Source organism: Pradoshia sp. Z5_111, from assembly GCF_058267535.1.
Window position 1 is genome coordinate 98515 of record NZ_JBZCPQ010000005.1, and the last position, 25184, is coordinate 123698.

Below are 25184 nucleotides of genomic sequence, written 5' to 3' on the forward strand. Positions count from 1 at the left end.
GGAATGTTTACAGATGGAAAAACAACAAATCGGTGTAATCGGTCTTGCCGTAATGGGTAAGAATTTAGCATTTAATATTGAAAGCCGTGGATATTCCGTTTCAGTATATAATCGTTCACCTGAAAAAACAGATGCTATGATGAAAGAGGCGGAAGGCAGAAATGTTCATCCTACCTATTCAATCGAAGAATTTGTAAACTCATTGGAAACGCCGCGTAAAATCTTAATCATGGTTAAAGCGGGAGCAGCAACTGATGCAACAATTGCCCAATTAACTCCTTATCTTGATAAAGGGGATATCCTGATTGATGGCGGTAACACGTTCTTTAAAGATACGCAGCGCCGTAATGAAGAATTAAGCAAGCAAGGCTTCCATTTTATTGGGACTGGTGTATCCGGTGGTGAAGAGGGAGCATTAAAAGGTCCTTCTATTATGCCTGGAGGACAAAAGGAAGCATACGAGCTTGTAGCTCCAATTCTAAAAGCAATTTCTGCTAAAGTTGGCGATGATGCTTGTTGTACATATATTGGGCCGGATGGGGCTGGCCATTATGTGAAGATGGTTCACAATGGAATTGAATACGGAGATATGCAATTGATTTCCGAATCCTATGCTTTATTACGCCATATTCTAGGGCTTAATGCTGATGAACTTCATGCAGTTTTCTCCGAATGGAATAAAGGTGAACTTGATAGCTATCTAATCGAAATCACAGCTGACATCTTTACGAAAAAAGATGAAGAAACCGGTAAGCCGATGGTAGATGTGATCCTTGATAAAGCGGGCCAAAAAGGAACTGGAAAGTGGACAAGTCAAAGTGCATTGGATCTTGGTGTACCACTGCCAATCATTACTGAATCTGTGTTTGCACGTTTCTTATCTGCGCTGAAAGAAGAACGTGTGGAAGCTTCTAAAGTATTATCAGGTCCTGAAGTTAAACCATTTGCCGGAGATAAAGCAGCATTTATCGAAGCAATTCGAAAAGCTTTATATTTGAGCAAAATTTGTTCATATGCTCAAGGCTTTGCACAAATGAAAGCTGCATCTGACGAATACAACTGGGATCTTCAGTATGGTGATATTGCGATGATCTTCCGTGGCGGATGTATCATTCGTGCCCAATTCCTTCAAAAGATTAAAGATGCTTATGATCGCAATCCTAACCTTAAGAATCTTCTTTTGGACGATTATTTCAAAGAAATTGCATTAAGCTATCAGGAAGCGTTGCGTGAAGTAATTGTAGCAGCTGTTCAGGCTGGTATTCCGGTACCATGCTTTACAGCAGCATTGTCCTACTATGACAGCTACCGTGCAGAAACATTGCCTGCAAATCTATTACAGGCACAACGTGACTACTTTGGAGCTCACACATACGAGCGTGTAGATAAAGAAGGCATTTTCCATACTGAGTGGATGGAATCTAAATAATATCAATAAAGCAGCTTAAAGATCCTTGTTCTTTAAGCTGCTTTTTTTATGTATAATCATGGGAATGAAATCCATACTAGGAAATAGATTTTAGCAAATCCTCAGTGACTGAAAAGTCATAATAGTTTTAGAACATTTGACATCGTTCAAGTAGCTGGCATATACTGTAAATAATAAATGGTAAAGGACTGATATTGGGACGATGAGAATCTAATCTTGTTTTCTGCGATGTTTTTTTATAAAAACAGAAGCCTGAAAATTGGATTAGTGTGCCCATAACACGTTCTTTCATTGAATAGAGTATAAATAAAGGATTCAGCTGCCATAGCTGTATTCATATTTGTATACCTCTGTTGATAAACGATGTTCACACCCCAATAGGCTTCTGTTGGGGTTTTTAGTTGTTAATTTTAAGAGGTGAGAATGAATATGCTAAGTCTGAAGGAAATACAAAAAAGCTATGGTGAAAGAACGATTTTAAAGAATATAAATATGATTATAGAATCTGGGGATAGAATTGGGCTGATTGGCTATAACGGGGCAGGTAAAACAACGTTAGCCAATATTATGACAGGAGCAATTCAAGCGGATAAAGGGAATATTAGTTTTGGGAAAGATCATGTCAGTATAGGATATCTGCGGCAGTCAATTGACTATACAGCCAGTATCTTTCAATCCATGTTGGAGACCGGGGCTGAGGCTGGAATGTTTGAGCTGACGAGTCAGCTTGGATTAGAAGGGTCACAGTTGTGGAATCAAGAACGATTGGACCATTTAAGCGGGGGAGAACGTTTAAAGCTTGCACTCGCACATATTTGGTCAACCAAACCTGATTTATTAATTCTGGATGAACCAACCAATCATTTAGACTTTGATGGGATTCTTTGGCTGGTAGAGGAGCTTGCATCCTATCAAGGTGCGGCCATTATCATCTCACATGATCGATACTTCCTGGACCTGGCTGTTAAACGTATATATGAAATTGAGGATGGTATTGCGCATGAGTACACTGGCAATTACAGTGCTTATAAGAAACAAAAAGAAGAAAACAGAAGAATTCAGCAGCATCAATATGATCAACAACAGAAAGAAATCAAACGGGTAGAAGCGCAAATGAATCAATTGAAGAATTGGTCAGAAAAGGCACACCGTGATTCAACGAAGCATGGCACTGCCTCTGAAAGAAAATTAATGGGCAAAAAAGAATATTACCGAGTTAAGGCCAAGAAGAAGGATATACAGGTTAAATCCAAGCGAAAAAGGCTGGAAGCGGAACTTACAAAAAAAAGAATAGAAAAGCCTGCTGATGAAGTAAAGATTGAATTTGATTTTCAGGCGGCGGACAAGCGCGGTAAACGGATAGTGGAGGCAAAGGATTTAAAAAAGCAATATAGAGATCATACAGTTTTCCAAAGCAGTTATTTTTATATAAAACACGGGGAGTCAATTGGCGTCGTTGGTCCTAATGGCGCGGGGAAAACAACGCTAATTCGGCTGATTCTAGATCAAGAGCCCATCAGCGGCGGAGAGTTATGGAAAAGTCCTACTCTGAAAATCGGCTACTTAAGTCAGGATGTTGGTGATCTCCCGGTTCATAAGAAACCAATAGAAGCACTTGGACTTTATGAAAGGGATTCGATATTTAAGGCAAAAACGTACTTGGCGAATCTCGGGATTACAGCAAGACAAATAGACGAACCGATTTCCTCCCTATCGATGGGGCAGCGTACGAAAATCAAGCTAGTTCAAATGCTGATGGAAGGTTATGACTTGTTGATACTGGATGAACCGACTAATCATCTCGATTTACCGAGCAGAGAACAATTGGAGGAGACTCTTTCAACCTTTGCCGGGACCTTGGTAATTGTGTCACATGATCAATATTTAATTGAACGTCTATGTAACAAGCTGTTGGTTATTGATGAAAAAATCATTAACCGCGTTGAAAGAAACAATCGAAATCCGGCCGGACAAATACCTGCAATGAATAGGAATATCGAAGAAGAACTTATGGTCGTAGAGACAAAATTAGCTGCGGTTTTAAGTCAATTGAGTTTATTAACATCCAGCGATTCTAAGTACAGTGCATTGGATAAAGAGTTTAAACAATTAATTGAACAGAAGGCTATCCTGAATAGAACAGGAAATTAGCCATTTATCTTAAAGAAGTGCTCTGCAGATATGATTGAAATTATTATGGTGTTCACTATTGGTGAATTTCACGCCGGATAAGTAAGAAGAACCCGCCATCATTTTCTGTGGGCCATCATTTTTTTATAGTATCATTTGCGAGACGTTCCTACTCATGAAGCTATAATTTGATATTAGTAAAAAATAAAAGAAACTACAAAGAGACGATCCTTTGTATCGACCCAAAATTTAGTTTTTCACTCTAAATTTTAGGAGTCATTACCATTTGGTCGTCTCTTTTACATTTATCATCGTACTTATTTATTTGTTTTTAGATGCCAATTTTCTACCATAATACCAGTATGTCAGCATCCCCAAGATATACGCAATAATATCCCAAGCATCACCGGTACTCGTTTTTATAAATAGAGGAGTTATGACCTCCCAACAGATTCCACAAAATAAACCGGCAACGAGGAAGTGATGGATCTTGGTTAGCTGAAACGAAGTCCAGTTACTTAGAGACAGAACAAAGTTCAGGTATGCTGCAAAGGAGATGCCTCCTAGGTAGTCATTGAAATGACATCGCAGCAGATATCCGAGGACAGGAATTTGTACATCCGCTTTAATTAATTCATTCATTTGAAAAAGGATCAGCGGCACAATGAAAAATAACAAATCCTTCTTTTGTCTCTTATTTAACCGCATATTGAGAAAAGAACCAATGCGACTATGATTGCGAAAACAGTTGACCAGAAACCCATAAGGCAGTCTCCTTTACATGATAAAATTAATTTTCCACAGACTTATATTCTGAAACTCTATAACAACATATGTACACCTATGAATGCTACATAAACCGGATGACTTAGTTCAAAATTATATTCATCCCAAGAGAAAATATGCAGTGTCATCTCAAGGTTTTTTCTAATGGAATGTATATCCTTCATACTCTGAGATCGTAAGTAAACAGTCCGCCAGTTTGTCCGGTGAGATTTCTGTACTCATCGCGTTAATAGCATATCGTCCTCAATGAGAGAAAAAATATCCGCTAACTCTTTATACATGACACCTGACACCTCATCTTTCCTATGTTTATACTACATAAATGCTACAACTATCTAATACCCTATTAACACGTAAAATAATCCGTTTTCATTATTCTAGAAAAATATTTTAGTTTATTAAAATAATAGTTATCTATGAATAGAGGTTTATTTTTTAGATAATTTTAGCTGGATATTTTCATCTAAAATAGAGAATAAAAAATAAAACAAAGCCACTTCCCTTTGCAGATATGGCTATATTTTGATTTTGAGGCTCGAAGGTTATTATTCAGTGCAAATTATTATGATATATCAAGAATCTTTTGAAATTAAAAAAAATATCATGTATAGTTTAATTGTAATAGAAAGATACATAATGCTAAACAAAAGTTGATAAGGCAGAGGAAATGTTGGAGCTTTTAACAAGTCAAGATTGGTATCTGAACGATGAATCTCTTAAAAGTTACTTCCTGGATTTGATATATTGGAATATCAAATGCTGTGTTTCTATAAATAAAACTGGAACTTTAATCTATCATAACAGTAAGTTATAGAATTCATCGCCCTGATTTATGATCCATACATGAATCTGCCAATTAATTTAACGGTGATTAGGAGGATGAACAATGGGAAGATTGCAAGACCAAGTAGCCATTATTACAGGTGGAGCGAATGGTATTGGTAAATCAATTGCGACACGCTATGCGGAAGAAGGGGCAAAGCTGGTAATCGCCGATTTCAATGAAGAAGCATTGCAAGCTACTGTCAATGAATTTAAAGCGCAAGATGTTGAGATAATGGGTGTAAAAGTCAATGTGGCAGTTGAAGAAGATGTTCAAAAAATGGTGGAAGAAACTGTGGCCACATTTGGTCGCGTAGATATTTTAGTTAACTGTGCAGGTGTATTAGACAAAATGCAGGCTGCTCATAATGTAGAAGATGCAGTTTGGAGCCGCGTAATGGATATTAATGTTGGCGGTGTAATGCGCGGTACACGTAAAGTATTGCCATACTTCCAGGCTCAGGGCAGCGGCGTAATCGTGAACCTTTCCTCCATTACCGGTTTAACTGGTGGACGTGGCGGATTTACGTATACTGCGGCTAAACATGCAGTTACAGGCATGACTAAAAATATTGCATCTCATTATGGCCCGCAAGGTATTCGTTGCAATGGAATCGCACCGGCCCAAGTTGAGACTGGGTTAACCAGTTCAGTGGATGGTATGGATATGGAAGGATTACAATATGCAACGCGTGGTGTTAGTTTAATGCCTCGTGCTGCTAAGCCACAAGAAATTGCAGACATTGCCCTTTTCTTGGCAAGCAATGAATCTTCCTATATTAATGGTGTAGTATTGGCAGCGGATGCAGGATGGTCTGCTTACTAATCAGATTAAAAAATGAATAGGTTTGAAAAAAAGGAATCCATTTGGATTCTTTTTTTATTACTATCTAGTATTTCTATATGGGTTTTCTATTAAAATTCAACATGGATCATAGTGGGGGAGAAAGGGATACAGGGAGAAAAGTGTATTTAATAAGTAGTTTATGGCAAAGACAAAACAGTGCAATTGTCCTGAAAGTTAAGGAATTTTTATTCCTGATACTGGTGATTAATTGCGGATAGTCTAAACACGAATCTACCAATAAGAAATCATTAAAATTAGTAAAATAGGGAACCAAAAGGGTTCCCTTGTTTATGCTTATTACTATGATTCTTGAGCTAACAACTAGTATAGAATAATAGAATCTTAAACTAATTGTACCTTATCACCATTACGAATTTTTCCGGTTTTAAGGACGGAGGCATATACACCGAAACAATTCTGACGAGTTTTATTAATGATTTTTAATAGAGAAGGATCCTTCTCACTGTTTTCAGGGTTAATGGTAATAATCATGCATCTTTCACAATGTCGGTTAACTTGTATTTCAACCGATTCACCAATCAAAAGACGTCTTCCAAACCAGGTATCTTCTATATATGGTTGCTTTTCAGTTAAATCGAGGACCAAGTTAGGGCGAAACCGTTTATAGTCTATCAGACTTCCTTTTTGCCTTTCTAATTCCTTTAGAGAGGCATCTGTTACGAGCAATAAATGTTCTTCCTCTATTGCCCCAAGTGGCACATCATTCGGGGTGAATTGTACAGGAGTAATACTCCTGTTTGCTGCCGCTTCGAGCTCCTTAATCAATTCAGGGTGATTCCACGTTACTCTTTGTCCTGAAGGCATAATCACTTCGATTGGTGGATAGGCATCTAAGCTGTCAGGACCCATAAAGGATGCCTGGTAACTTGCCATGATCGGAGCCTGAGTGATTGTCAGAAACTTATTTGTACGGCTATTGTCTATATAAGCATGACTGCGATCCCCATAAAGACCATAGGGCATTAAATTAGCTTCCTGAACGTGTTCACCTGTAAAGGATTTAACAGGATGGCGCATAATTGCCTTCACATGCCCGATTAACATAGCACCCCACCTTTATTTATATTTCTTTTTGAACTTTTCAATACTGGTATTTGAGCCAATCAGTAAAAAGTCGTCGCCTTCTTGTAATTTGAGATCTGCAAAATGCGATAATATTGGCTGTCCGTTACGAAGGACTAAGGACACCGTAATATCGAATTTTCTTGAAAAATTCAATTCGTTCAACGACTTTCCATGCATTGTTTCAGGTACTTGCATTTCAATTGCAGAAATATCCTTCGTGATTTCAATATATTCAATGACTCCTGTTAATAATTCCTGACGTGCCACTTTCCGTCCAGCTTCTTCCTCAGGAAGGATGATGCGATCAGCACCAAGGCTTTTTAAAATTTCACCGATCTCTCGATTGTTAGCCTTGGCAATAATTTTTTTTGCTTTTCGTTCTTTTAGTTTTTTTGTAATTAATATAGCTGAAAAGGCATCAGAGCCGATTGCAACAAAGACCGCATTGAATTGGTCAATCTTCAGTTCATCGAGCACAAGCGGATCACGGAAATCACCGACAATCGCATGAGTCGAATATTCATCTAGACTCTCAAGATTTTTTTCACTGCGATCCGTAACAATTACTTCACAATGTTGTTTGTATAATTCTTTTACGATGCCAGTACCAAATCTTCCTGCTCCAATGACTAAGTATGATTTCATGAAAAGTATCTCCTTTTTAGCCTACTGCTAAGTCTTCTTTTAAATATCTTGTTTTAACTTTTTCTACTTTAAAGATGGTATATATAAAACTAAAAACTCCTATGCGGCCGATAATCATCAACATGATTAAAATCGATTTTGAAACAGGTGTTAATTCAGATGTAATCCCAAATGATAAGCCTGTATTTGTCAGGGCAGATAGCACTTCAAACATCAATGGTTCTAAAGGATGCGTTTGTAGCATGGTCAATAAAATCGTAGAACCAAAAAACAATGCCATAAAAGTAAAGAAAACCATAAAGGATTTATCGACTGCTTCCTGAGCAATGGTTTTTTTATAAATGACAACCTCTTTTTGTGACTTTGCCACTGACAATACCTTTGAAAGTAATACAGCAAAGGTTGTCAGCCTTATACCGCCACCTGTACTTGAAGAGGCTCCTCCTATAAACATAAATAAGGTTAGAAACATAAACGTTGTAATGGTTACTTGGGAGACATCTATGGTTGTCAGCCCGCCATTTCTTGCTGTCGCTGAAAAAAACAATGAATTCGATAGTTTTTCCCAAATGGAAAGTCCGCTAAACGAATTATTTGTTTCCAATAAGAAAAATATAGCCATACCGATAAATAGTAGGAGAAAATGAAGTCTTATATTAATCTTTGTAAACAAACTTTTCTTCCTTCTAAAAGATAAGAAGTACTCTACCAATGTTGGATAGCCCAGACTTCCTAAGAAGATTGTTATAGCCGTTGTTATTAGGAAAAGATGATTATGTTTAAATGAAATCAGGCTATCACCGAATAAATCAAATCCGGAATTTGTGAAGCTTGCTACTGCATGAAAGGCTGAAACGAATGCCGCATCCCAAAAATCATCATATCGGGGTCGTACCTCCCCTAATAATATAAAGAAACAAATCGTTTCTACTAATAACGCAATGACTAAAACCGAAATTCCAAGAGATGTAATGGAACTTAGTTTTGACTGGTTTTGGTCCTTGGATAAAAGTAGCATACTTGATACCGTAATCTTCTTGTCCATCACGACAAACAGGTAACTGATTAATACAACAATCCCGATTCCGCCAAGCTGCATTTCCACCATTAAGATGGATTGCCCCACCCTGGTTAATTCTGTTCCTACATCTATTGTAGTAAGTCCTGTAACGCTTAAGGCACTTGTGGACAGAAATAGAGAATCCATTATAGAAAACCCGGTGGAATTGGACTGGGGTATCCATAACAAAAAGGCAAATAAAATGATAAAACCTATGTATAGGAAGAATATTTGCCGGAATGAGTGGATTGAAGATTTGCTCTGCTGCATATTTATTTAATCTCCATTTCTTCTTTGTAAAGTTAGTGTATTGATTCATAATATAACCTGTTTGCTGTAAATGCCAATATCATCGTACTATATCTCATAATAAAACACCAAATAACATTTTTTCGTGTTCACTAAACAGTTTTTTATCCTATCACAATTTATACGAATTTAAAACAGTAAAATAAACTTTATATAGGATTACCTTTTATGACAGAAAATCAACGCACAAAAAAAATACTAGTTAGCTAGACAAATAGATGGCGATTTTTTCCAAAGAACTGAATATATATAAGTGAGGACTATGATGGGAGGGGAACCATTATGGACAATATCCAAAATTTATATGATCGTTATAAAAAAGGAGAGAAGTTTGCTAAGCCCTTTAGCCAAAAGCAAGTGGGGAAGTTAAGCGCAAAAGATCCAACAGAACTGGCATCCAATAACAAAGTGGTTCAGGATATGCTAAAGAAGTATTCGCAACAGTTCCAAAATAACAGACATCTTATATGAGCATCTATATTAAACTATGACCTTATTACCATGTGAATAAGGGCATTTTTTTGTAAACAAACAAAACCCCTTTAAGTAGGGGTTTTGGCAAAGGGCCATTCTTCTTTTTCAACCATAAGGGCATATTCAATATTTTCAGCTTGATACATCAGGGCATAATGCAAAAATAAAATGTTTTGTTTATCAATGACATCAAATTGAGAAGAATAGCTGGACAATATGGTCACCTTATCAGTTCCACGATAGTTGAAAAGGAAAACAAGTCTGTTTTTCTTTATTTTTACAAGGGGAGCTTCCCAGTTTAACACCTCGGGATCGCCGGTTTCTTTTGAAAGTATGGCATATTCCCGTTCGACTCCGATAAGCTGATGTAAATCCTTGGTTTCGCATTCAAAGGCAATATTATATCTTTGTTTATAACTGATTTTGAAGTCCTCCAAAAAGTAATCAAGTGCGGAAAAATAATTCACCTCCATCGTTTCTTCATCAAGGAATGTGAATAATTTTCCTATGCTTGCATCTGAATACATTGCTGATAGAAGGGTTGCTTTTGAGCTTTGCAATTCTATAAAGGCAACCGCTGCAGTTTCTTTATCCTCCACTTCAAACTCCATTTGGAATAGCTTGAAACGTTTGAGTTGCCTCGTTGTACTTGGAATAATTAAAAATAGTATAATCCAGACTGATAATAAGAAGATTCCCTTCAATATGGTTAGCAGAAAGGTGGAGGAGATCAGTGGTTTAATCACATATTCCGTCCACCATGTAGGAGGAACGGCAGTTGAAATGGGAAGCGGTTTCACATCACCCCATAACAATTGATAAAGTGTCCAGCCAATGATGAAGAGCAGCCCGCTATAATAAATAAAAGTCAATATATCGTTTATTAGGTCTTTAATTGATGAAAGGAGTTGATTGAGGACTTCTGCAATCCGATTCACGAAATAGTCACCTCTTCACACATTTTACAGGAAAGATCGTAAATGTATATGCGAAGAGGTGGAGGATTAGAATTAGAAGTTTAAGTTTTAATTAAATTTTTAGACTTAACCAAAATGGGTGTCTTATATCCAACCGTATGAATACCATTCAGCTCGGCATTATGGTTGGCATTTTTAATTGCGATATCTCCAATCTTTGATTCAGCCTGTACATTTGATATAGTTGCTTTTGCTACGCCTTTACCAATATCGATGGCAGTTGGAGCTGAGTTTTTTATGGAAATAGTACTTAAACGAATGTCATCGGTATGCTGCCTGCCGCCAACTATTTTTATATCCGTACCCGCAGTTTGGAAATTTTCTATTGTTATATTTGTCAGTGTGATATGACGAGATTTATATTGAATGGAAACCATTGGATTCCTTTGATAATCATAATTCGAATCTCCGAGCAGAGTGAAATGGTTAATAACCACATTTTGATAGGCTGATACGACTAGACATCTTGGAGCTGAGCCTTCATATAGATCAGTGAATATCGGTGCAATTGCCACGATATTTGTCGCCGTTATATTAAAGGCAGATTTAGACTGTGGTTCTGATTCGAGATGGTGGCCAATATGTCTAAAGTTATAGGAGCGATTATCATGGATTGATATATGTCCGATTATATGGACATTGGAAGCAGCTGATGATGTATGATGTGCCTTGATTTCAACTCCTCCAAAGCATCTGGTTGAAGAATTATTAATCAGCCAAACATCGTCAGAGCCATCATCCAGCTCAAACCCATTTGAATTAGAGAATCCCTTCATATGAGCTCTTCCGCTTGGATCACACATATGGCTGTTTGTAATCAGAATATGGCTGCTATGATGTGTTGTTATTCCATCATCTCCAAATCCATAGCCAGAAAGATGATCTAACCATATATATTGGCTCGGCCATCTCGAACGTGTGCCATCGCCCAAATAGGTATAGTAGGCAGCCGAAACATCAAAACAGTGCAATCCTGCATTTCGGGCTGCAACATCCTTCACCCATCCATAGGAGACATGTGCATATGTTAAACAGCTGGAGCGGTTATTACCAGAACTGGTTCGCTCACTTTGCGGAAGTCTTTCTACATTCCAGTCAAGTGTCATCCCCTGTACGAGGATATGATGATTACCACGAATTGGACTGGAGTTTGTAATAAGAATGGCTTTTTTTGGTGATTCATTGGCTAATTTAAGAATCGTTTTATCTTTTCCTTCTCCTATAAGACATGTGTAGGAGGGAAGCTTTATTCCCTTAACAATAAAAACACCTTCTGGAATATAAACCATTCGCTTTCCTTTACCAAGAGCAGCCTCAAACGCTTTTGTATTATCTGTTATCCCATCACCAACAGCACCATAGTCGGTTACATTAATCTGTTCCTGGATCTTTTGATTCAAATGCTGATACTCTTCATCCAATTTCTTTTTCCATTCTGGATAAGGATGACCGTTCAAGATCGTGCAGCCAGCTGGATTTTTTATCTCAGGCTGTCTGCTTGTTGTCAATAAAAGACGGGGAAAAGCATATTTTAAATCCCTTAGTGGCTTCCGATTAGGCATGGAAAGAGGGGAAAACTTATTTAATTTTTCATTAAGTAATGTAAACGTCTCTTTTGCCAGACTTGCTGCAGTTTGGTTTGAAGGGAGCCATTTAGACAAAAGAATTTCATTTTTATTTGGATCATGATTTTTTGATAAGTGCAACATACTGGAGTTTCACTCCTCACGTGAAAGAAAAGAATGGATGTTATTGTATTCCCTTAGTAGACGTAAATTAATCGTAATGAAAATGTAATATCGTTTGTAGGTATCTTAGCATATTATATGGGTATAAAATATAAGAATTAAATGTAGAGACAATAGAGGAATCATGCTTGAAAGAAGGAGACTGCGGTTGAGGAAGTTATTTAAAACTGAAGTAGGAAGTTGGATTATCTCTATCGCATTTGCAATCGTCTTAGCTTACCTTGTGAAAACATTCATCATCTCCTTTTTTATTGTAGAAGGAGCCTCAATGGAACCAACACTTTATAATAATGAAAAAGTCTTGGTCAATAAGTTAGCGACGTATAGCGGTTCAGTTGATCATCAGGATATAGTGGTCATTCGAGATGAAGAAAATGATAAATACTATGTAAAGCGGATTATAGGGTTGCCTGGCGAAAAGGTTGAATATAAGAATGATTCACTTTATATCAACGGCAAGCAAAAAGATGAACCCTATCTGCCTGATGAACAGGGAGAAGTTGATTTACTGAAAATGAATAAAACAGGTGACTTTGATCCAGTAAAGGTTCCTAAAAATTATTATTTTGTGATGGGAGACAATCGGTTAAACAGCCGGGATAGCCGTAATGGATTGGGCTACATAAATGAAGATGATATAGTCGGTACATGTGAATATGTCATTCTCCCATTTAAATACGCACGTAAAACAGATTGATAAAATTGCATCTCCAAATGGTGTGAAGAAAGGTGAATGGCTCACTAGCCATTCACCTTTCCGTTTTTAAATATTTCGTTTATAGGTTTCTTTTGTCAGCACAGGGAATTGATCCACAGGGGCATCTAATTTTTGTACATTGAATACCTCTCCATATTTTTCAAGGTCACTGGCTATTTGATCCTGTAACTCTCGGGTAGGAACCTCCACGTTGTATTTCGTTCCTTCATGCAAAAGCCTTGGCTCCGTTTCAAAATAAACATAGTACATGGGAAATTCCTCCAAATCATCTTTTGGTTATTGTATTCCCTTTTTGAAGTGGACAAAACAAAAGAATTTTAGACTTTGTTTACATTATAGACCAGTGACCTGGTATAAATAGAGATCCTCATAGGCTATCTTTTGATTGTTGCTTTTTGTCTCAATCGTTCCCTCGAATATGGATTTTCCCTCATCGAAATCAAAGATGCTTATATAAGGTTTGTATTTTTCCCCTCTATAAGTGAGAATCATTTTGTTGTGATATACATTTATATTGTGATCAATCATCTCTGAGTTAACTTGGATTTTATGGTCCCTTGTGATTTTTTGTTTCTCAAAATCATATTTAACCATAGCAACTATTTTCTTTCCGTTCTCATCTTTAATAGCTGAAGCATATAATGAAGTTTGATCATAAGCTATATTAAAACTAAAATCATCTTCTTGTAATAGTTGTTTCGTTAAATCACTCGGAAGGATCAACTTATCTAATTTACTTGTTTTATAGTTGTATACATATAAGTCACGGCTAACTGTTTGGCTGCTTTCATCTGTATGGATAGTCTTATCTATCTGAAATGTAAAATGAGTACGAGCTTGCGTCGGGTTAGTATCTGTTAAACTGGTTATATAAATACTTTGCTGCTCCGTTGGTTGTTCAGTTATCAAAATGGAATTATCGTCAACTATTTTCTCCTTTTTAAGGTCAATTGTATATTCATGAAGTGTTTCTTTCTCGCTCTCGTTTAAACTTTGGCGCATCATTACGCGTAATTCATTCATAAAAATTTGAGTATCAAGGATTTCGATATACGAGATATCCCCTTGATTTGGCAAATCGACTTCAAATGATTTCGTTTCCTCTGTTTTCTTATCAAGTTGATCAATTTTTAAACTAAAATTATGCATTCCTCGTCTAGATGAATAGTCAAAATTGGAGTTGACAAAAATTACTTTAGTCGTATCATTATACAACTGGGTACTATAAATTTTTCCTCTCATAAAGGAAGGATACTGATCTGCTAAATCTTTCAATTCCGCTGTTTCTAAATATTTTTCCCCGTAGTCCACCTGCTCAAAAAAAGGTAATTCAGATCGATAAGTGGATCCCTCTTTCGTTACATTAAACGTTTCTGTGAATCCACCTACTTGATAATCTGCTTCCAATGCTAATGTGTCTAAGATTTTAGTATCTCCATTTATTTGTTTGACGTAAAAATCAGGGAGGGTGGAGGAAGAAAAGGCCTGATTTATATAAAATACTGAAATGGATAGTAGGGTAACAAGCAGGATCAGAATAGAATTTTGATATTTTTTCATATTTTTTCCTCTCCTTACACAGTTATTTTCTTATTTAATAAATAGCGGCTGAGTAAAATGGAAATAATACCTAAAATACTGGCTGTAACGCTTTCAATGATGATTAGCTCAGATGTATAAACGTAATTACCTAATCCTAATAATTCAATTAAAATAATAGGTGCTACTAATACAGCTACAACAGCTACACAATACAGAATGCCAAGAATAATCCCTTTCCATTTGAAACTGCGCTCAAGCAATATAACCGTGAACAGGATGCACAAAGCAATAAATCCTGCACCATAATATAAAACGAATTCTGTGAAGGTAGAGGGAAGAATAATCGTAATAAATGATGATCCCTTGATTAAGCTACCGATAGATACCTCATTTAAATAATCCGCTGATATAAACCATTTCAAAATTTTTGATTCAATTAGAAGGAGGATCAACTGGGTAGATACTAGAGAGAGTACAAGTAGCATTAGAGCCGTTAATTTTGAAAAATAAATATTCATTCGTGATGTAGGAATCATTAATAAACGATAGATAAAAGGACCTTTACCGGACCAGTCACGGTACCAAATTAGAAAGATATATAAGAAGATGGCACCTGCACATAAGGCAATCGGACCATTAAACCAAATAGAATTCACATAATTGTCCATTCCGTAATAACCAAATTCTTCAATAAAGACTTCTATAGGGACACCATTCGTTAATGATTTATTAGCATCACTCATGTAGATGTTAGCTTCAATGATTAACCCGGCAACCTGTATTATAAAAACAGCAATGATCAATCCAAATGAAATTTTTGTAAATCGATTTAACTCCATATTCACAAGCTTAAAAAAGCGATTCATCCTCTATACACCTCTCTCATTACATCTACGACAGACTTACCTTCGTTAGTCCGAACCTCTTCTGCATTAAATTCTTTATAAACAACTCCGTCATTTAACAAAACAACTTTATCAATGAGGTGTTCAATATCGTTGATTTCATGGGTTGTGATGATAACGCCGCGATCTTCAATCAGGTGGCTTGTAAAAACATCTGCTATTTGTTCACGGCTGAAAATATCGATACCGGAGAATGGTTCATCCATAAGAACATAATCAACTTCCAGGGCCAATCCTAATAGCAAATTCACTTTTGCGGTATTTCCTTTAGATAATGTTGAAATCCTTACGTTTTCATCCAATTTAAAAAAGCTCAATAATTCATCGGCACGATCCTGGTTCCAGCTTTCATAAAAATCATTCATAAAATCCATTGCCTCCATAATGGTGAAGTTCGAAAGCATCGTGAACGTATCTGGAATAAATGTGATTTTCTCATACGTATCCTTCGTTCTATTAGCTCCGTTTATAAGAATTTCTCCACCATTAATAGGGGTAAGGCCCATAATGGATTTCATAATCGTTGTTTTACCAACACCGTTTATACCGATTAAACACGTGATTTCCCCTTTGTTGGCTGTAAATGATACTTCATCCAATACTTTTTTTCTTCCAAATTTTTTCGTTACATTTTTTACTTCTAACATGAGATCCCCTCCTTACTCTTGTTCCGCATTATATTTTTCTTTGACAATACTCAACAATTCATCTACCGGTAATTGAATCGGTTTAATTGCCTGAACAAAGGTGTCAACGGCTTCAACAATGAGTTCCTGACGAACGCTTGACAATATGACCTTGTCAGTTGTGACCCGGCTTGGGAAATTCCTTTCTGTGTGAATCAATCCCTGTTCCTCCATTTCCTTATACGCTTTTTGAGCAGTATTGGGGTTTATTTTTAGAAGATTGGCAAGCTCACGTCGAGAAGGAATCTCATCTCCGCTTGCAAGCCGACCGGTAGCTATTTGTTCTTTGAAGTAACGGACAACTTGTAAATATACAGGATCCCGGTTATTAAAGATGATGTTCATGAATTCATCTCCTATGGCTTTTAACCAATTATTAGTGTGTGTACTATGTGGTTCATACACCTGATATGTGTACTATACAGTTAATACACTAAAACTGTCAATAGAATAGTAAAAAATTCCCTGAAATAGTTTTGAAACGTGTAATTGATTTATATAGGTGAAGGCAAAATAATAAGGATTCTCTGTGAAAGGAGTTTACTTATTATGCAGAATACAGGTCTTGTTCTAGAGGGCGGCGGAATGAGAGGATTATATACAGCTGGAGTTCTGCGGTATTTGATGGAACAGGATATATATGTGCCATATACAATTGGTGTTTCAGCCGGTGCATGTAATGGCTCTTCTTATATTTCACGGCAAATAGACCGTAATTATATGGCGAATATTGATTATGTCTCACATCCGGAATACCTATCCTATAAACGTTTTCTGAAAAAACGTGAATTATTTGGAATGGACTTTATTTTCGATAAACTTCCAAATGAGCTGGTTCCATTTGATATGAAGGCTTTTTGTGAAGCAAAGGAACAGTTTGTCGTCGGTGTTACCGATTGTGTCACAGGCGAACCAGTATACTACAGAAAAGAGCACCTTACAAAAGATATTATAACGATTTTGCGCGCTTCCAGTTCGATTCCTTTTTTTGCTCCGGAAATCTCTTATGATGGCAGGATGTTGCTTGATGGTGGAGTTGCCGATCCAATACCGATTCAAAAATCCCAAGCAGATGGGAATACAAAAAATATCGTTGTGCTCACCGGGAACAAAGGCTATATGAAAGCGTCGTCGTTTGATTGGCTTGGAAAAAGAAAATATAAGAACTATCAAGGGCTGCTAAAGGCCCTTCGCAAACGGCATATCGTTTACAATGATACGATCCGCTATTTGGAGGAACAGGAGGAAAAGGGACTTGTCGTTATTATTCGTCCATTAGTGAAATCAGATGTCAGCCGTGTTGAGCGTAACCCTAAAAAGCTGAAAAAGCTATACAATCAAGGATATGCTGAGGCCAAGGCTGCTTATGGAAAAATAAAACGGTTATTGTAATAAAAACCCATCACGTTAAATAGTGATGGGTTAACATTAAGTATGAAATTAGGCTAATTCTGATTGTAAGTAATTCCAGATTAAATGAGCAGTATGTTCAATAGAACTGATATGGGTTCTTTCAAAAGCATGTGAAGCATCAATGCCAGGTCCAATTAATCCGTGTTTGATATCATAACCGGCACGGATGGCAGCAGAAGCATCAGAACCGTAGAAAGGATATATATCTACACGGTAATCAATCTTGTGCTGCTTTGCTAACGCGACTAAATGCTGACGAAGGCCATAATGATAGGGGCCGCTTGAATCTTTCGCACAAATGGAAACACTGTATTCATCCGTAGATTGTCCATCCCCAATGGCTCCCATATCTACAGCTAGGTATTCAACGGTTTCAGCAGGAATATTGGAGTTTCCGCCATAGCCAATTTCTTCGTTATTTGAAATTAAGAAATGAGTTGTATAGGGAAGAGTGATACCTTCTTCTTTTAGCTGTTTAATGATGTACATTAAAATGCCGACACTCGCTTTATCATCTAAATGACGGGATTTAATAAATCCATTGTCTGTCAATTCAACGCGTGGCTCGAAGGAAACAAAATCACCTACGGAAATACCCAAACCTTCTGTATCCGTCTTGCTTTTAGTCACAGCATCAATTCGAACTTCAATCGTTGCATCCTCGCGTTTAATATCCCCCATTTTCTGATAAACATGGACTGAGGTTTGGTTTAATAGTATTGTCCCTGTATACGTTTTCCCTTCAGAAGTATGGATTTTACAATATTCGCCCTCCACAGAATTCCAGCGAAATCCGCCGATCATTGATAATTTTAAACGTCCGCTTGGTTTGATTTCTTTCACCATAGCACCTAATGTGTCTACATGGGCTGTTAGAAAACGGTGCTTTGTATCATCCTGCCCCTTGATTGTTGCCAATAGGGCACCTTTATTTGTTTTTACTGCAGGTATTCCTTGAGATTGTAAAAACTTTGCTACATGATCAATCACTTCCGTTGTATAGCCGCTCGGACTTGGAATGGATACAAGGTTTTTTATGTACTGGAAAATTTCCTGACCATTGGCTTTCATGGTTTCGAATCACTCCTTTTTATGGATAGATTTATTATATACCTTTGTTAAAAAGTTGGACAATAAAGGCAGAAATAACTTGCTTTTTTAGCAGTGGGACTGTAAATTTATAGTTAAATAAATATTCTGAAAAATCTTATCAAGAGAGATGGAGGGACAGGCCCTGTGAAATCTCAGCAACCGCCAATATGGAAAGGTGCTAATTCCTGCAGGAAGAATCATTCCTGGCCGATAAGAAGGAGCTCATTTTAATGAAAAGTCTTCTTCTTGAAGACTTTTTTCGTTTATAAGCCTATTTTTCATTCACTGGCAAAATGAGCAGATTGAGGAAATTCGCAACATATGATGGTGTATAAGAGCCGGACGAAGGTAAATCAGAATAACTGTATTTTGGGGATTAATAAAGAGAGAGGAGTCATACATATGACAACAGTTAAAATTGAAACACTCTTAGCTCAAATAGGCAATCGAAGTGAAACACAAACAGGTACTGTTAATCCGCCAGTTTATTTTTCCACAGCCTATCGCCATAACGGAATAGGGGAATCAACAGGGTTTGATTACATAAGAACAGGGAACCCAACCAGAAAATTATTAGAGGAAGCAATTGCCGAGCTAGAGGGTGGTGAACAGGGATTTGCCTATAGTTCAGGCATGGCTGCCATTCACTCATTGCTATGCTTATTTTCTCCAGGCGATGAAATAGCCGTCTCTGCTGATCTTTATGGAGGGACCTACCGGTTATTTGAACAAATATGGAAGACATATGGCATCAAGTTTACCTATTGCCAAACATATGAAGATTTTGCTGAATCCATTACGGAAAATACGAAGGCCTTCTTTATAGAGACTCCGACAAATCCGCTTATGCAGGAAATGGATATTAAAGAAATTGCTCAATTGACCCAATCTAACAATCTACTGCTCATCGTAGATAATACGTTTTATACACCCATTTTACAAAGACCGATTGAGCAGGGAGCAGATATTGTTGTCCACAGTGCCACCAAATATTTAGCAGGACATAATGATGTGTTGGCAGGTTTAATTGTCTCAAAGAGTGCAGAGGTTGGTGCGCTTTTAGAGGAATATCAAAATGCCACAGGAGCCGTGCTGCCCCCATTTGACTCCTGGCTTGTGATGAGAGGAATGAAAACATTGAGCCTACGGATGAGGCAGCATGAGGAAAATGCTAAGAAAATCAGCAGATTTTTAAGAGAAAGAGAAGAAGTGACAGATGTCCTTTATCCTGGTAAAGGGGGGATGATATCGTTCCGGCTAAAATCAGAGGAATGGGTCAATCCATTTTTAAAAAGCCTTCAAATCATATCCTTTGCTGAAAGTCTGGGTGGAGTAGAAAGCTTAATGACATACCCTGCTACACAAACACATGCGGATATCCCTGAGGAAGTGCGGACACAAAATGGGGTCTGTAATTGTTTGCTGCGCTATTCTGTTGGGATTGAGCATGCAGATGATTTGATTGATGATCTTATTCAAGCTTTTGAATCATTATCGATTTAGGTTAACTTTACAGGCATTTAGGTGCATCATGAAGCATTCCAGAAGTAATACCTGAAAAGGATAAATCGGAAAATTATGTAAATTAAAGACCCGTTTTGTTATACTAAACCAAAATGGGTCTTTGGGGAGAATGAAAATGGCTGAACAGGTGATTTCTATTAGTAATCTTCAAATGCATTATGGGTCGAAAGAAGTTCTTCGAGGAATTAATCTTAATGTAAACAAGGGACAAATTATCGGATATATAGGTCCCAATGGGGCAGGAAAAACAACAACGGTTAAAATATTACTCGGACTCCTTACAGACTATACAGGCTCAGTGAAGATCTTTGATAAAGAGCTTTCTGAGGATAGGATCACCTATAAAAATAGAATTGGCTATGTGCCTGAATTGGCGGATTTATATGATGTATTGACTGCACGAGAATATTTGACTTTTATAGGCGAGCTATATGGTTTGTCTTATGAGCAGGCTGACCAGAAGGCTTTTAAATTAATGAGGCTATTAAACATTGAAGAAATGTATGATTCACGAATAAATAGTTATTCAAAAGGGATGAAGCAAAAGGTTCTGTTAATTTCAAGCCTTCTTCATAATCCAGATATTTTATTTTTAGATGAACCGTTAAGCGGCCTCGACGCAAATAGCGTTATGATCATCAAAGAATTACTGGGTCTGCTGGCAAGTGAGGGGAAAACTATTTTTTATTCCTCACATATCATGGATGTTGTCGAGAAAATTAGCAATCGAATTATTTTACTGCATGAAGGCAGAATAGTTGCAGATGGAAGCTTTGCAGAATTACAGGATGTTGGCAAGGAAGGAACTCTTGAAGAAATATTTAACCAGCTAACCGGTTTTACCCAACATCGTTCAATTGCCGAAGATATTGTATCTGTCGTCAAAGAGGATTAATAGATGAAAAAATTTATGAGTTTGCGTGTGTTGGATAGAGGACAGAAGCTATTTCAGTGGATGGGAATTGATTATCCGGTTATGAGAAGAATTCTTCAGGTTAAGCTTACAATGGACGCGAGAAGAGTTCCCACTTTGATGAATGATGAGTCTGGAAATACTGGTAAGGATTCAAATCAGTTTTTGAAATCCTTATGGGTTTATGCGCTTATGGGTCTAATCTTGATTCCTTTTATGATTATGGGTGAAAATTATTTTTTCCAAATGAGTCTATTGTTTGCTGTTTTTATGTTCTTTATCATGACATCTTTAATATCTGATTTTTCCCATGTGATGCTTGATATACGGGATCAGTCTATTTTATTGTCTAGACCGGTTGATGGGAGAACGGTCTCGGTGGCAAAGCTGATACATATTATTATTTACCTTGGCACAATAACCATTATATTTATTGCGCCTGCGTTGATTGCTGCTATTGTTACTCAAGGAATTGGCTTTAGTCTTTTATTTTTGCTGGTCATTATATTGATTGATATATGGATAGTCTTGCTTACTGCTTTAATCTACTTGGTTATTTTAAAGTATTTTGATGGCGAGAAATTAAAAGATTTTATCAGTTATGTACAAATTTCCTTGTCTATTTTAATGATTATTGGCTATCAAATGATGGTGAGAATATTCGACCTTGTTGATAGCCAAGTTGAATTTGCACCAACTTGGTGGAGCTACGCTCTTGCGCCTATTTGGTATGCCGCTCCATTTGAGGTAATACTTAATGGGAATTTTGCATGGCAATATATTCTCTTAATCAGCTTGGCAGTGATTGTACCACTTATTTCTGTCATTATTTATATTAAGAATGTTCAAAACTTTGAACAGTATCTACAAAAGTTAACTAATCATACAGGGGCCTTATCGAAAAAGAAACGCAGTCATTTTTCAATGTTCCTATTACGAAATAAAGAAGAACGAGTCTTTTATCATTTCGCAAAGAACCTCATGAAAAATGAACAGGCGTTTAAGCTGAAGGTATATCCATCTATTGGAATGGTTATTATTTTTCCGTTTATTACGTTAATTAATCAATTTGGGGAAAATGGATGGAAAGGTATTCAAAATAGCGGTGGATATTATACAATTTATTTTTGCGCGCTTATGATTCCAACTATTGCGATGGCACTGCGATATACAAATTCCTATAAAGGATCATGGATATACAGGGCCTCTCCATTACGGAGTGCAAAGTCTATCTTTATAGGTACATGGCATGCAGTCATGGCCAAGTATGTTCTTCCCATCTATTTGGCATATAGCTTTCTATTTATTCTTATATATGGAAGTGATATCTTTTGGGATCTAATGATTGGTCTCTTTACGTTATTTATAATGGCAGTCCTGTCGTTCAGGACATATACAATTATATTGCCATTTTCTAAACCAACTTCTGCAACACAGGAGAATGAGGCTATAAAGACCGTTTTCCTACTTTTAATTCTTGGCGTATTTGCCGGAGTTCACTTTCTTATAAGCAAGGTTGAGTATGGTTTATATGGATATGGGGGAGTCTTGCTGATCACAGCTATTCTTGTATGGCGATATGGATTTAGGGTCGACTTTAAAGATTTAAAGGATTGATACTATTTGAATAACCACTGTGTTCGTATCAAAAAGCACTGTTTATTTTATTTGTTGTTAACTTTCTTTAAAATCAAAGTAGGCATTTTGGAATACAATTTGATATTCTATACGTATGATAAGCGGATTTGATGGAAAATTGGATAGGGGAGTGGAGAGATGAAAGCTTTAATCAATATAGATTATACAAATGACTTTGTAGCAGATGATGGCAAATTAACATGCGGTAAACCTGGACAGGAAATTGAAGAGTACATTGTTTCTTTAACAAAAAGATTCATTGAGGACAAAGATTTTGTTGTATTTGCTATTGATGTGCACGATGAGAATGATCCATTCCACCCTGAAAGCAAATTATTCCCACCGCATAATATACGTGGTACCGAAGGGCGTTTATTATTTGGAAATCTTCAAAATGTGTATAATACTAATATTGGACAAGAGAACCTGCTATGGATTGATAAAACACGATACTCAGCCTTTGCTGGTACTGATTTGGAAATTAAATTGCGTGAACGTGGAATCACGGAATTACATTTAGTCGGAGTTTGTACAGATATCTGTATTTTGCATACAGCAGTGGATGCTTATAATAAAGGGTTTAAAATAGTTGTACATAAAAATGGAGTGGCGAGCTTTAATGAAGCAGGTCATGAGTGGGCTTTATCCCATTTTGAAAATACATTGGGAGCCAGTGTTTTGTAATTGAAGGAGGAAGTTTGATGACACATTATCCGGACGACAGCTTTGCTTTACATACAGACCTATACCAAATTAATATGATGGAAACCTATTTTAATGATGGAATCCATAATAAAAAAGCGGTATTTGATGTGTATTTCAGGCGTAACCCATTTAAGAACGGTTACGCAATATTTGCCGGACTTGAACGAGTGATTACATATATTAAAGACTTAAAATTTACGGAAAGTGATATTCAATATTTAAGGGAAGAGCTTAAGTATGACGAAGCATTCCTTGAATATTTAAAAGAACTGCGTTTTACAGGGACCATCAGAAGCATGAAAGAAGGCGAGCTCGTTTTCGAAAATGAGCCATTAATGCGAATTGAGGCTCCGCTTGCAGAAGCTCAGCTGGTTGAAACAGCAATATTGAATATTATTAATTACCAAACTCTTATTGCAACAAAAGCATCACGTCTGAGTGTAGTAACTGGTGGTGAATCCCTGTTTGAATTCGGTACAAGGAGAGCACAGGAAACTGAAGCAGCTATTTGGGGAACAAGAGCCGCTTATATCGGAGGATTTCAGGCAAGCAGTAATGTCAGAGCCGGCAAGAAATTCGGCATTCCGGTAGTAGGAACTCATGCGCACGCGCTTGTTCAGGCTTATCGGGATGAATACACAGCCTTCCGTAAATATGCAGAATCACATTATGATTGCACCTTTCTTGTTGATACCTTTGATACATTAAAATCAGGTGTGCCAACTGCCATACGAGTAGCGAAGGAAATGGGCGATAAAATTAAATTCAAAGCCATTCGTTTGGATAGCGGGGATTTAGCTTACTTGTCTAAAAAAGCGCGCAAAATGCTTGATGAAGCAGGCTTTACAGATACGTTAATTACAGCTTCCAATGACTTAGATGAAGCAACAATCCTGAACCTGAAAGCACAGGGCGCCAAAATTGATATGTGGGGTGTCGGAACCAAACTGATTACGGCCTATGACCAGCCAGCCTTAGGAGCTGTATATAAAATGGTCAGCATTGAAGATGAAAATGGTGATATGGTTGATACGATCAAAATCAGTGCAAATCCTGAAAAAGTGACTACTCCTGGAATGAAGAATGTGTATCGGATTATTAATAAAGAAACAAATAAATCAGAAGGGGATTATATTACACTCGAATATGAAAATCCTGCTTCTGAGAAAATATTGACTATGTTCCATCCTGTACATACCTTCATTAGCAAGGAAGTAACAAATTTTGATGCAATACCACTGCATGAAAACATCTTTGTGGATGGACAATTAGTGTATAAAACCCCAGACTTGACGGTTATTCAGCAGTTTGCCAAGGATAACCTGGACTTGCTTTGGGATGAATATAAACGGTTCCTTAATCCGGAAAAATACCCGGTTGATTTAAGTCCAAAATGCTGGGAAAATAAACGGGTTCGTATTCAGGAAATAATGGAACACGTGAGAAAAACAGAAGCTGAAGTGAAAAACTGGAGATAATCAGTAATCCACCTTGCCAATAGACAAGGTGGATTTTTGCTTTCAAAATAAATTTTAGGAAGGGAGCGCTTATACTTCGGGAAGGAGACAATTATTTCGTTAGTATCGTTATATCCTTCCGATTGATTTAGAACAAGTAAGAATTAAAGGGAGAAGATTACACAAATGGAGAACCATGCTGAAAAAGAATGAATGTGGCTAAGAAATATTTAATGTAGGCTGGGACATAAGTATTTCAGTCAATGATAAATCCGAAC

At 37.0% G+C, this 25184-nt stretch carries 22 protein-coding genes and 1 riboswitch; of the genes, 11 read left to right on the top strand and 11 right to left on the bottom strand.

Annotated features, from left to right (window positions below; genetic code table 11):
- Positions 1 to 13: 13 nt before the first annotated feature.
- From gnd to AC4D4A_RS11955, 3 genes are all read left to right on the top strand, one after another.
- Complete coding sequence (gnd, locus tag AC4D4A_RS11945) at positions 14 to 1429, top strand: NADP-dependent phosphogluconate dehydrogenase (protein WP_490996109.1); 1416 nt, start codon at positions 14 to 16, stop codon at positions 1427 to 1429.
- Between the two features lie 423 nt (positions 1430 to 1852).
- Positions 1853 to 3580, top strand: coding sequence for a ribosomal protection-like ABC-F family protein (abc-f, locus tag AC4D4A_RS11950; RefSeq protein ID WP_490996110.1), 1728 nt, complete (start codon positions 1853 to 1855; stop codon positions 3578 to 3580).
- Positions 3581 to 5231: 1651 nt separating this feature from the next.
- Positions 5232 to 5993 carry a glucose 1-dehydrogenase gene (locus AC4D4A_RS11955; RefSeq protein WP_066104838.1) on the top strand — a complete coding sequence of 254 codons (762 nt, stop codon included), beginning with the start codon at positions 5232 to 5234 and terminating at the stop codon, positions 5991 to 5993.
- Between the two features lie 363 nt (positions 5994 to 6356).
- Here AC4D4A_RS11955 and AC4D4A_RS11960 read toward each other — a convergent pair whose 3' ends face one another.
- Genes AC4D4A_RS11960 through AC4D4A_RS11970 form a run of 3 tightly spaced genes read right to left on the bottom strand, consistent with a single transcriptional unit; the run spans position 6357 to position 9075 of the window.
- A complete protein-coding gene (locus tag AC4D4A_RS11960; protein ID WP_490996111.1) occupies positions 6357 to 7079 on the bottom strand; it encodes an MOSC domain-containing protein in 723 nt (240 codons plus the stop codon).
- Between the two features lie 12 nt (positions 7080 to 7091).
- Positions 7092 to 7745, bottom strand: a complete 654-nt coding sequence (locus AC4D4A_RS11965) for a potassium channel family protein (protein WP_066104829.1) — start codon at positions 7743 to 7745, stop codon at positions 7092 to 7094.
- A 16-nt stretch (positions 7746 to 7761) separates the two neighbouring features.
- Positions 7762 to 9075: a TrkH family potassium uptake protein gene (locus tag AC4D4A_RS11970; protein WP_490996112.1), complete on the bottom strand. Its 1314-nt coding sequence runs from the start codon at positions 9073 to 9075 to the stop codon at positions 7762 to 7764.
- A gap of 321 nt (positions 9076 to 9396) precedes the next feature.
- Here AC4D4A_RS11970 and AC4D4A_RS11975 point away from each other — a divergent pair, with 321 nt between their 5' ends.
- Positions 9397 to 9585, top strand: coding sequence for a hypothetical protein (locus AC4D4A_RS11975; protein WP_490996113.1), 189 nt, complete (start codon positions 9397 to 9399; stop codon positions 9583 to 9585).
- Between the two features lie 71 nt (positions 9586 to 9656).
- Here the strand turns inward: AC4D4A_RS11975 and AC4D4A_RS11980 are convergent, their stop codons facing one another.
- Positions 9657 to 10526 (bottom strand): hypothetical protein, encoded by an 870-nt coding sequence (locus AC4D4A_RS11980; RefSeq protein ID WP_490996114.1) that lies wholly within the window; start codon positions 10524 to 10526, stop codon positions 9657 to 9659.
- Between the two features lie 80 nt (positions 10527 to 10606).
- Positions 10607 to 12274 (bottom strand): glycosyl hydrolase family 28-related protein, encoded by a 1668-nt coding sequence (locus tag AC4D4A_RS11985; RefSeq protein WP_490996115.1) that lies wholly within the window; start codon positions 12272 to 12274, stop codon positions 10607 to 10609.
- Positions 12275 to 12461: 187 nt separating this feature from the next.
- Here AC4D4A_RS11985 and lepB point away from each other — a divergent pair, with 187 nt between their 5' ends.
- Positions 12462 to 13010, top strand: coding sequence for a signal peptidase I (gene lepB / locus AC4D4A_RS11990; protein ID WP_490996116.1), 549 nt, complete (start codon positions 12462 to 12464; stop codon positions 13008 to 13010).
- Positions 13011 to 13076: 66 nt separating this feature from the next.
- On the opposite strand, the gene AC4D4A_RS11995 is transcribed toward lepB, so the two are convergent.
- The 5 genes from AC4D4A_RS11995 to AC4D4A_RS12015 all read right to left on the bottom strand — a co-directional run bounded on the left by AC4D4A_RS11995 (position 13077) and on the right by AC4D4A_RS12015 (position 16509).
- Entirely contained in the window at positions 13077 to 13280 is a 204-nt protein-coding gene (locus AC4D4A_RS11995; protein WP_490996117.1) for a hypothetical protein, read from the bottom strand.
- 84 nt (positions 13281 to 13364) lie between these two features.
- On the bottom strand, positions 13365 to 14591 hold the full coding sequence (locus tag AC4D4A_RS12000) for a hypothetical protein (protein WP_490996118.1): 1227 nt from the start codon (positions 14589 to 14591) through the stop codon (positions 13365 to 13367).
- Between the two features lie 14 nt (positions 14592 to 14605).
- Positions 14606 to 15439 carry a hypothetical protein gene (locus AC4D4A_RS12005; RefSeq protein ID WP_490996119.1) on the bottom strand — a complete coding sequence of 278 codons (834 nt, stop codon included), beginning with the start codon at positions 15437 to 15439 and terminating at the stop codon, positions 14606 to 14608.
- Complete coding sequence (locus AC4D4A_RS12010) at positions 15436 to 16125, bottom strand: ABC transporter ATP-binding protein (RefSeq protein ID WP_490996120.1); 690 nt, start codon at positions 16123 to 16125, stop codon at positions 15436 to 15438. Before AC4D4A_RS12010 ends, AC4D4A_RS12005 begins: the two co-directional genes overlap by 4 nt.
- Positions 16126 to 16137: 12 nt before the next feature.
- Positions 16138 to 16509: a GntR family transcriptional regulator gene (locus AC4D4A_RS12015; RefSeq protein ID WP_490996121.1), complete on the bottom strand. Its 372-nt coding sequence runs from the start codon at positions 16507 to 16509 to the stop codon at positions 16138 to 16140.
- Between the two features lie 204 nt (positions 16510 to 16713).
- Here AC4D4A_RS12015 and AC4D4A_RS12020 point away from each other — a divergent pair, with 204 nt between their 5' ends.
- On the top strand, positions 16714 to 17556 hold the full coding sequence (locus tag AC4D4A_RS12020; protein WP_490996122.1) for a patatin-like phospholipase family protein: 843 nt from the start codon (positions 16714 to 16716) through the stop codon (positions 17554 to 17556).
- Positions 17557 to 17604: 48 nt separating this feature from the next.
- Here AC4D4A_RS12020 and AC4D4A_RS12025 read toward each other — a convergent pair whose 3' ends face one another.
- On the bottom strand, positions 17605 to 18648 hold the full coding sequence (locus AC4D4A_RS12025; RefSeq protein ID WP_490996123.1) for a M42 family metallopeptidase: 1044 nt from the start codon (positions 18646 to 18648) through the stop codon (positions 17605 to 17607).
- A 133-nt stretch (positions 18649 to 18781) separates the two neighbouring features.
- Positions 18782 to 18886, top strand: a riboswitch (SAM riboswitch).
- A 185-nt stretch (positions 18887 to 19071) separates the two neighbouring features.
- Between AC4D4A_RS12025 and AC4D4A_RS12030 the strand changes: the two genes are divergently transcribed.
- The 5 genes from AC4D4A_RS12030 (at position 19072) to AC4D4A_RS12050 (ending at position 24927) form a co-directional block, all read left to right on the top strand.
- Positions 19072 to 20172, top strand: a complete 1101-nt coding sequence (locus AC4D4A_RS12030) for a methionine biosynthesis PLP-dependent protein (protein WP_490996124.1) — start codon at positions 19072 to 19074, stop codon at positions 20170 to 20172.
- Between the two features lie 130 nt (positions 20173 to 20302).
- Positions 20303 to 21088 carry an ABC transporter ATP-binding protein gene (locus AC4D4A_RS12035; protein ID WP_490996125.1) on the top strand — a complete coding sequence of 262 codons (786 nt, stop codon included), beginning with the start codon at positions 20303 to 20305 and terminating at the stop codon, positions 21086 to 21088.
- Positions 21089 to 21091: 3 nt separating this feature from the next.
- Complete coding sequence (locus AC4D4A_RS12040; RefSeq protein WP_490996126.1) at positions 21092 to 22723, top strand: ABC-2 family transporter permease; 1632 nt, start codon at positions 21092 to 21094, stop codon at positions 22721 to 22723.
- A gap of 159 nt (positions 22724 to 22882) precedes the next feature.
- Positions 22883 to 23428, top strand: coding sequence for a cysteine hydrolase family protein (locus tag AC4D4A_RS12045; RefSeq protein WP_490996127.1), 546 nt, complete (start codon positions 22883 to 22885; stop codon positions 23426 to 23428).
- Between the two features lie 17 nt (positions 23429 to 23445).
- The gene (locus AC4D4A_RS12050; RefSeq protein ID WP_490996128.1) at positions 23446 to 24927 is read left to right on the top strand and encodes a nicotinate phosphoribosyltransferase; all 1482 of its coding nucleotides are present in this window, start codon (positions 23446 to 23448) and stop codon (positions 24925 to 24927) included.
- The last annotated feature ends 257 nt before the right edge of the window (positions 24928 to 25184 follow it).

Excerpts from the sequence above, each read along its gene's own strand:
- AC4D4A_RS12000 (WP_490996118.1), bottom strand. The coding sequence starts at position 14,591 with ATGAAAAAATATCAAAATTCTATTCTGATCCTGCTTGTTACCCTACTA.
- AC4D4A_RS12010 (WP_490996120.1), bottom strand. The coding sequence starts at position 16,125 with ATGTTAGAAGTAAAAAATGTAACGAAAAAATTTGGAAGAAAAAAAGTA.
- AC4D4A_RS12005 (WP_490996119.1), bottom strand. The coding sequence starts at position 15,439 with ATGAATCGCTTTTTTAAGCTTGTGAATATGGAGTTAAATCGATTTACA.
- AC4D4A_RS12040 (WP_490996126.1), top strand. The coding sequence starts at position 21,092 with ATGAAAAAATTTATGAGTTTGCGTGTGTTGGATAGAGGACAGAAGCTA.
- AC4D4A_RS11995 (WP_490996117.1), bottom strand. The coding sequence starts at position 13,280 with ATGTACTATGTTTATTTTGAAACGGAGCCAAGGCTTTTGCATGAAGGA.
- AC4D4A_RS11955 (WP_066104838.1), top strand. The coding sequence starts at position 5,232 with ATGGGAAGATTGCAAGACCAAGTAGCCATTATTACAGGTGGAGCGAAT.
- AC4D4A_RS12030 (WP_490996124.1), top strand. The coding sequence starts at position 19,072 with ATGACAACAGTTAAAATTGAAACACTCTTAGCTCAAATAGGCAATCGA.
- abc-f (WP_490996110.1), top strand. The coding sequence starts at position 1,853 with ATGAATATGCTAAGTCTGAAGGAAATACAAAAAAGCTATGGTGAAAGA.
- AC4D4A_RS12045 (WP_490996127.1), top strand. The coding sequence starts at position 22,883 with ATGAAAGCTTTAATCAATATAGATTATACAAATGACTTTGTAGCAGAT.
- gnd (WP_490996109.1), top strand. The coding sequence starts at position 14 with ATGGAAAAACAACAAATCGGTGTAATCGGTCTTGCCGTAATGGGTAAG.
- AC4D4A_RS12020 (WP_490996122.1), top strand. The coding sequence starts at position 16,714 with ATGCAGAATACAGGTCTTGTTCTAGAGGGCGGCGGAATGAGAGGATTA.
- AC4D4A_RS12050 (WP_490996128.1), top strand. The coding sequence starts at position 23,446 with ATGACACATTATCCGGACGACAGCTTTGCTTTACATACAGACCTATAC.
- AC4D4A_RS12025 (WP_490996123.1), bottom strand. The coding sequence starts at position 18,648 with ATGAAAGCCAATGGTCAGGAAATTTTCCAGTACATAAAAAACCTTGTA.
- AC4D4A_RS11970 (WP_490996112.1), bottom strand. The coding sequence starts at position 9,075 with ATGCAGCAGAGCAAATCTTCAATCCACTCATTCCGGCAAATATTCTTC.
- AC4D4A_RS11960 (WP_490996111.1), bottom strand. The coding sequence starts at position 7,079 with ATGTTAATCGGGCATGTGAAGGCAATTATGCGCCATCCTGTTAAATCC.
- AC4D4A_RS11985 (WP_490996115.1), bottom strand. The coding sequence starts at position 12,274 with ATGTTGCACTTATCAAAAAATCATGATCCAAATAAAAATGAAATTCTT.
- AC4D4A_RS12035 (WP_490996125.1), top strand. The coding sequence starts at position 20,303 with ATGAAAATGGCTGAACAGGTGATTTCTATTAGTAATCTTCAAATGCAT.
- AC4D4A_RS11975 (WP_490996113.1), top strand. The coding sequence starts at position 9,397 with ATGGACAATATCCAAAATTTATATGATCGTTATAAAAAAGGAGAGAAG.
- AC4D4A_RS11965 (WP_066104829.1), bottom strand. The coding sequence starts at position 7,745 with ATGAAATCATACTTAGTCATTGGAGCAGGAAGATTTGGTACTGGCATC.
- AC4D4A_RS12015 (WP_490996121.1), bottom strand. The coding sequence starts at position 16,509 with ATGAACATCATCTTTAATAACCGGGATCCTGTATATTTACAAGTTGTC.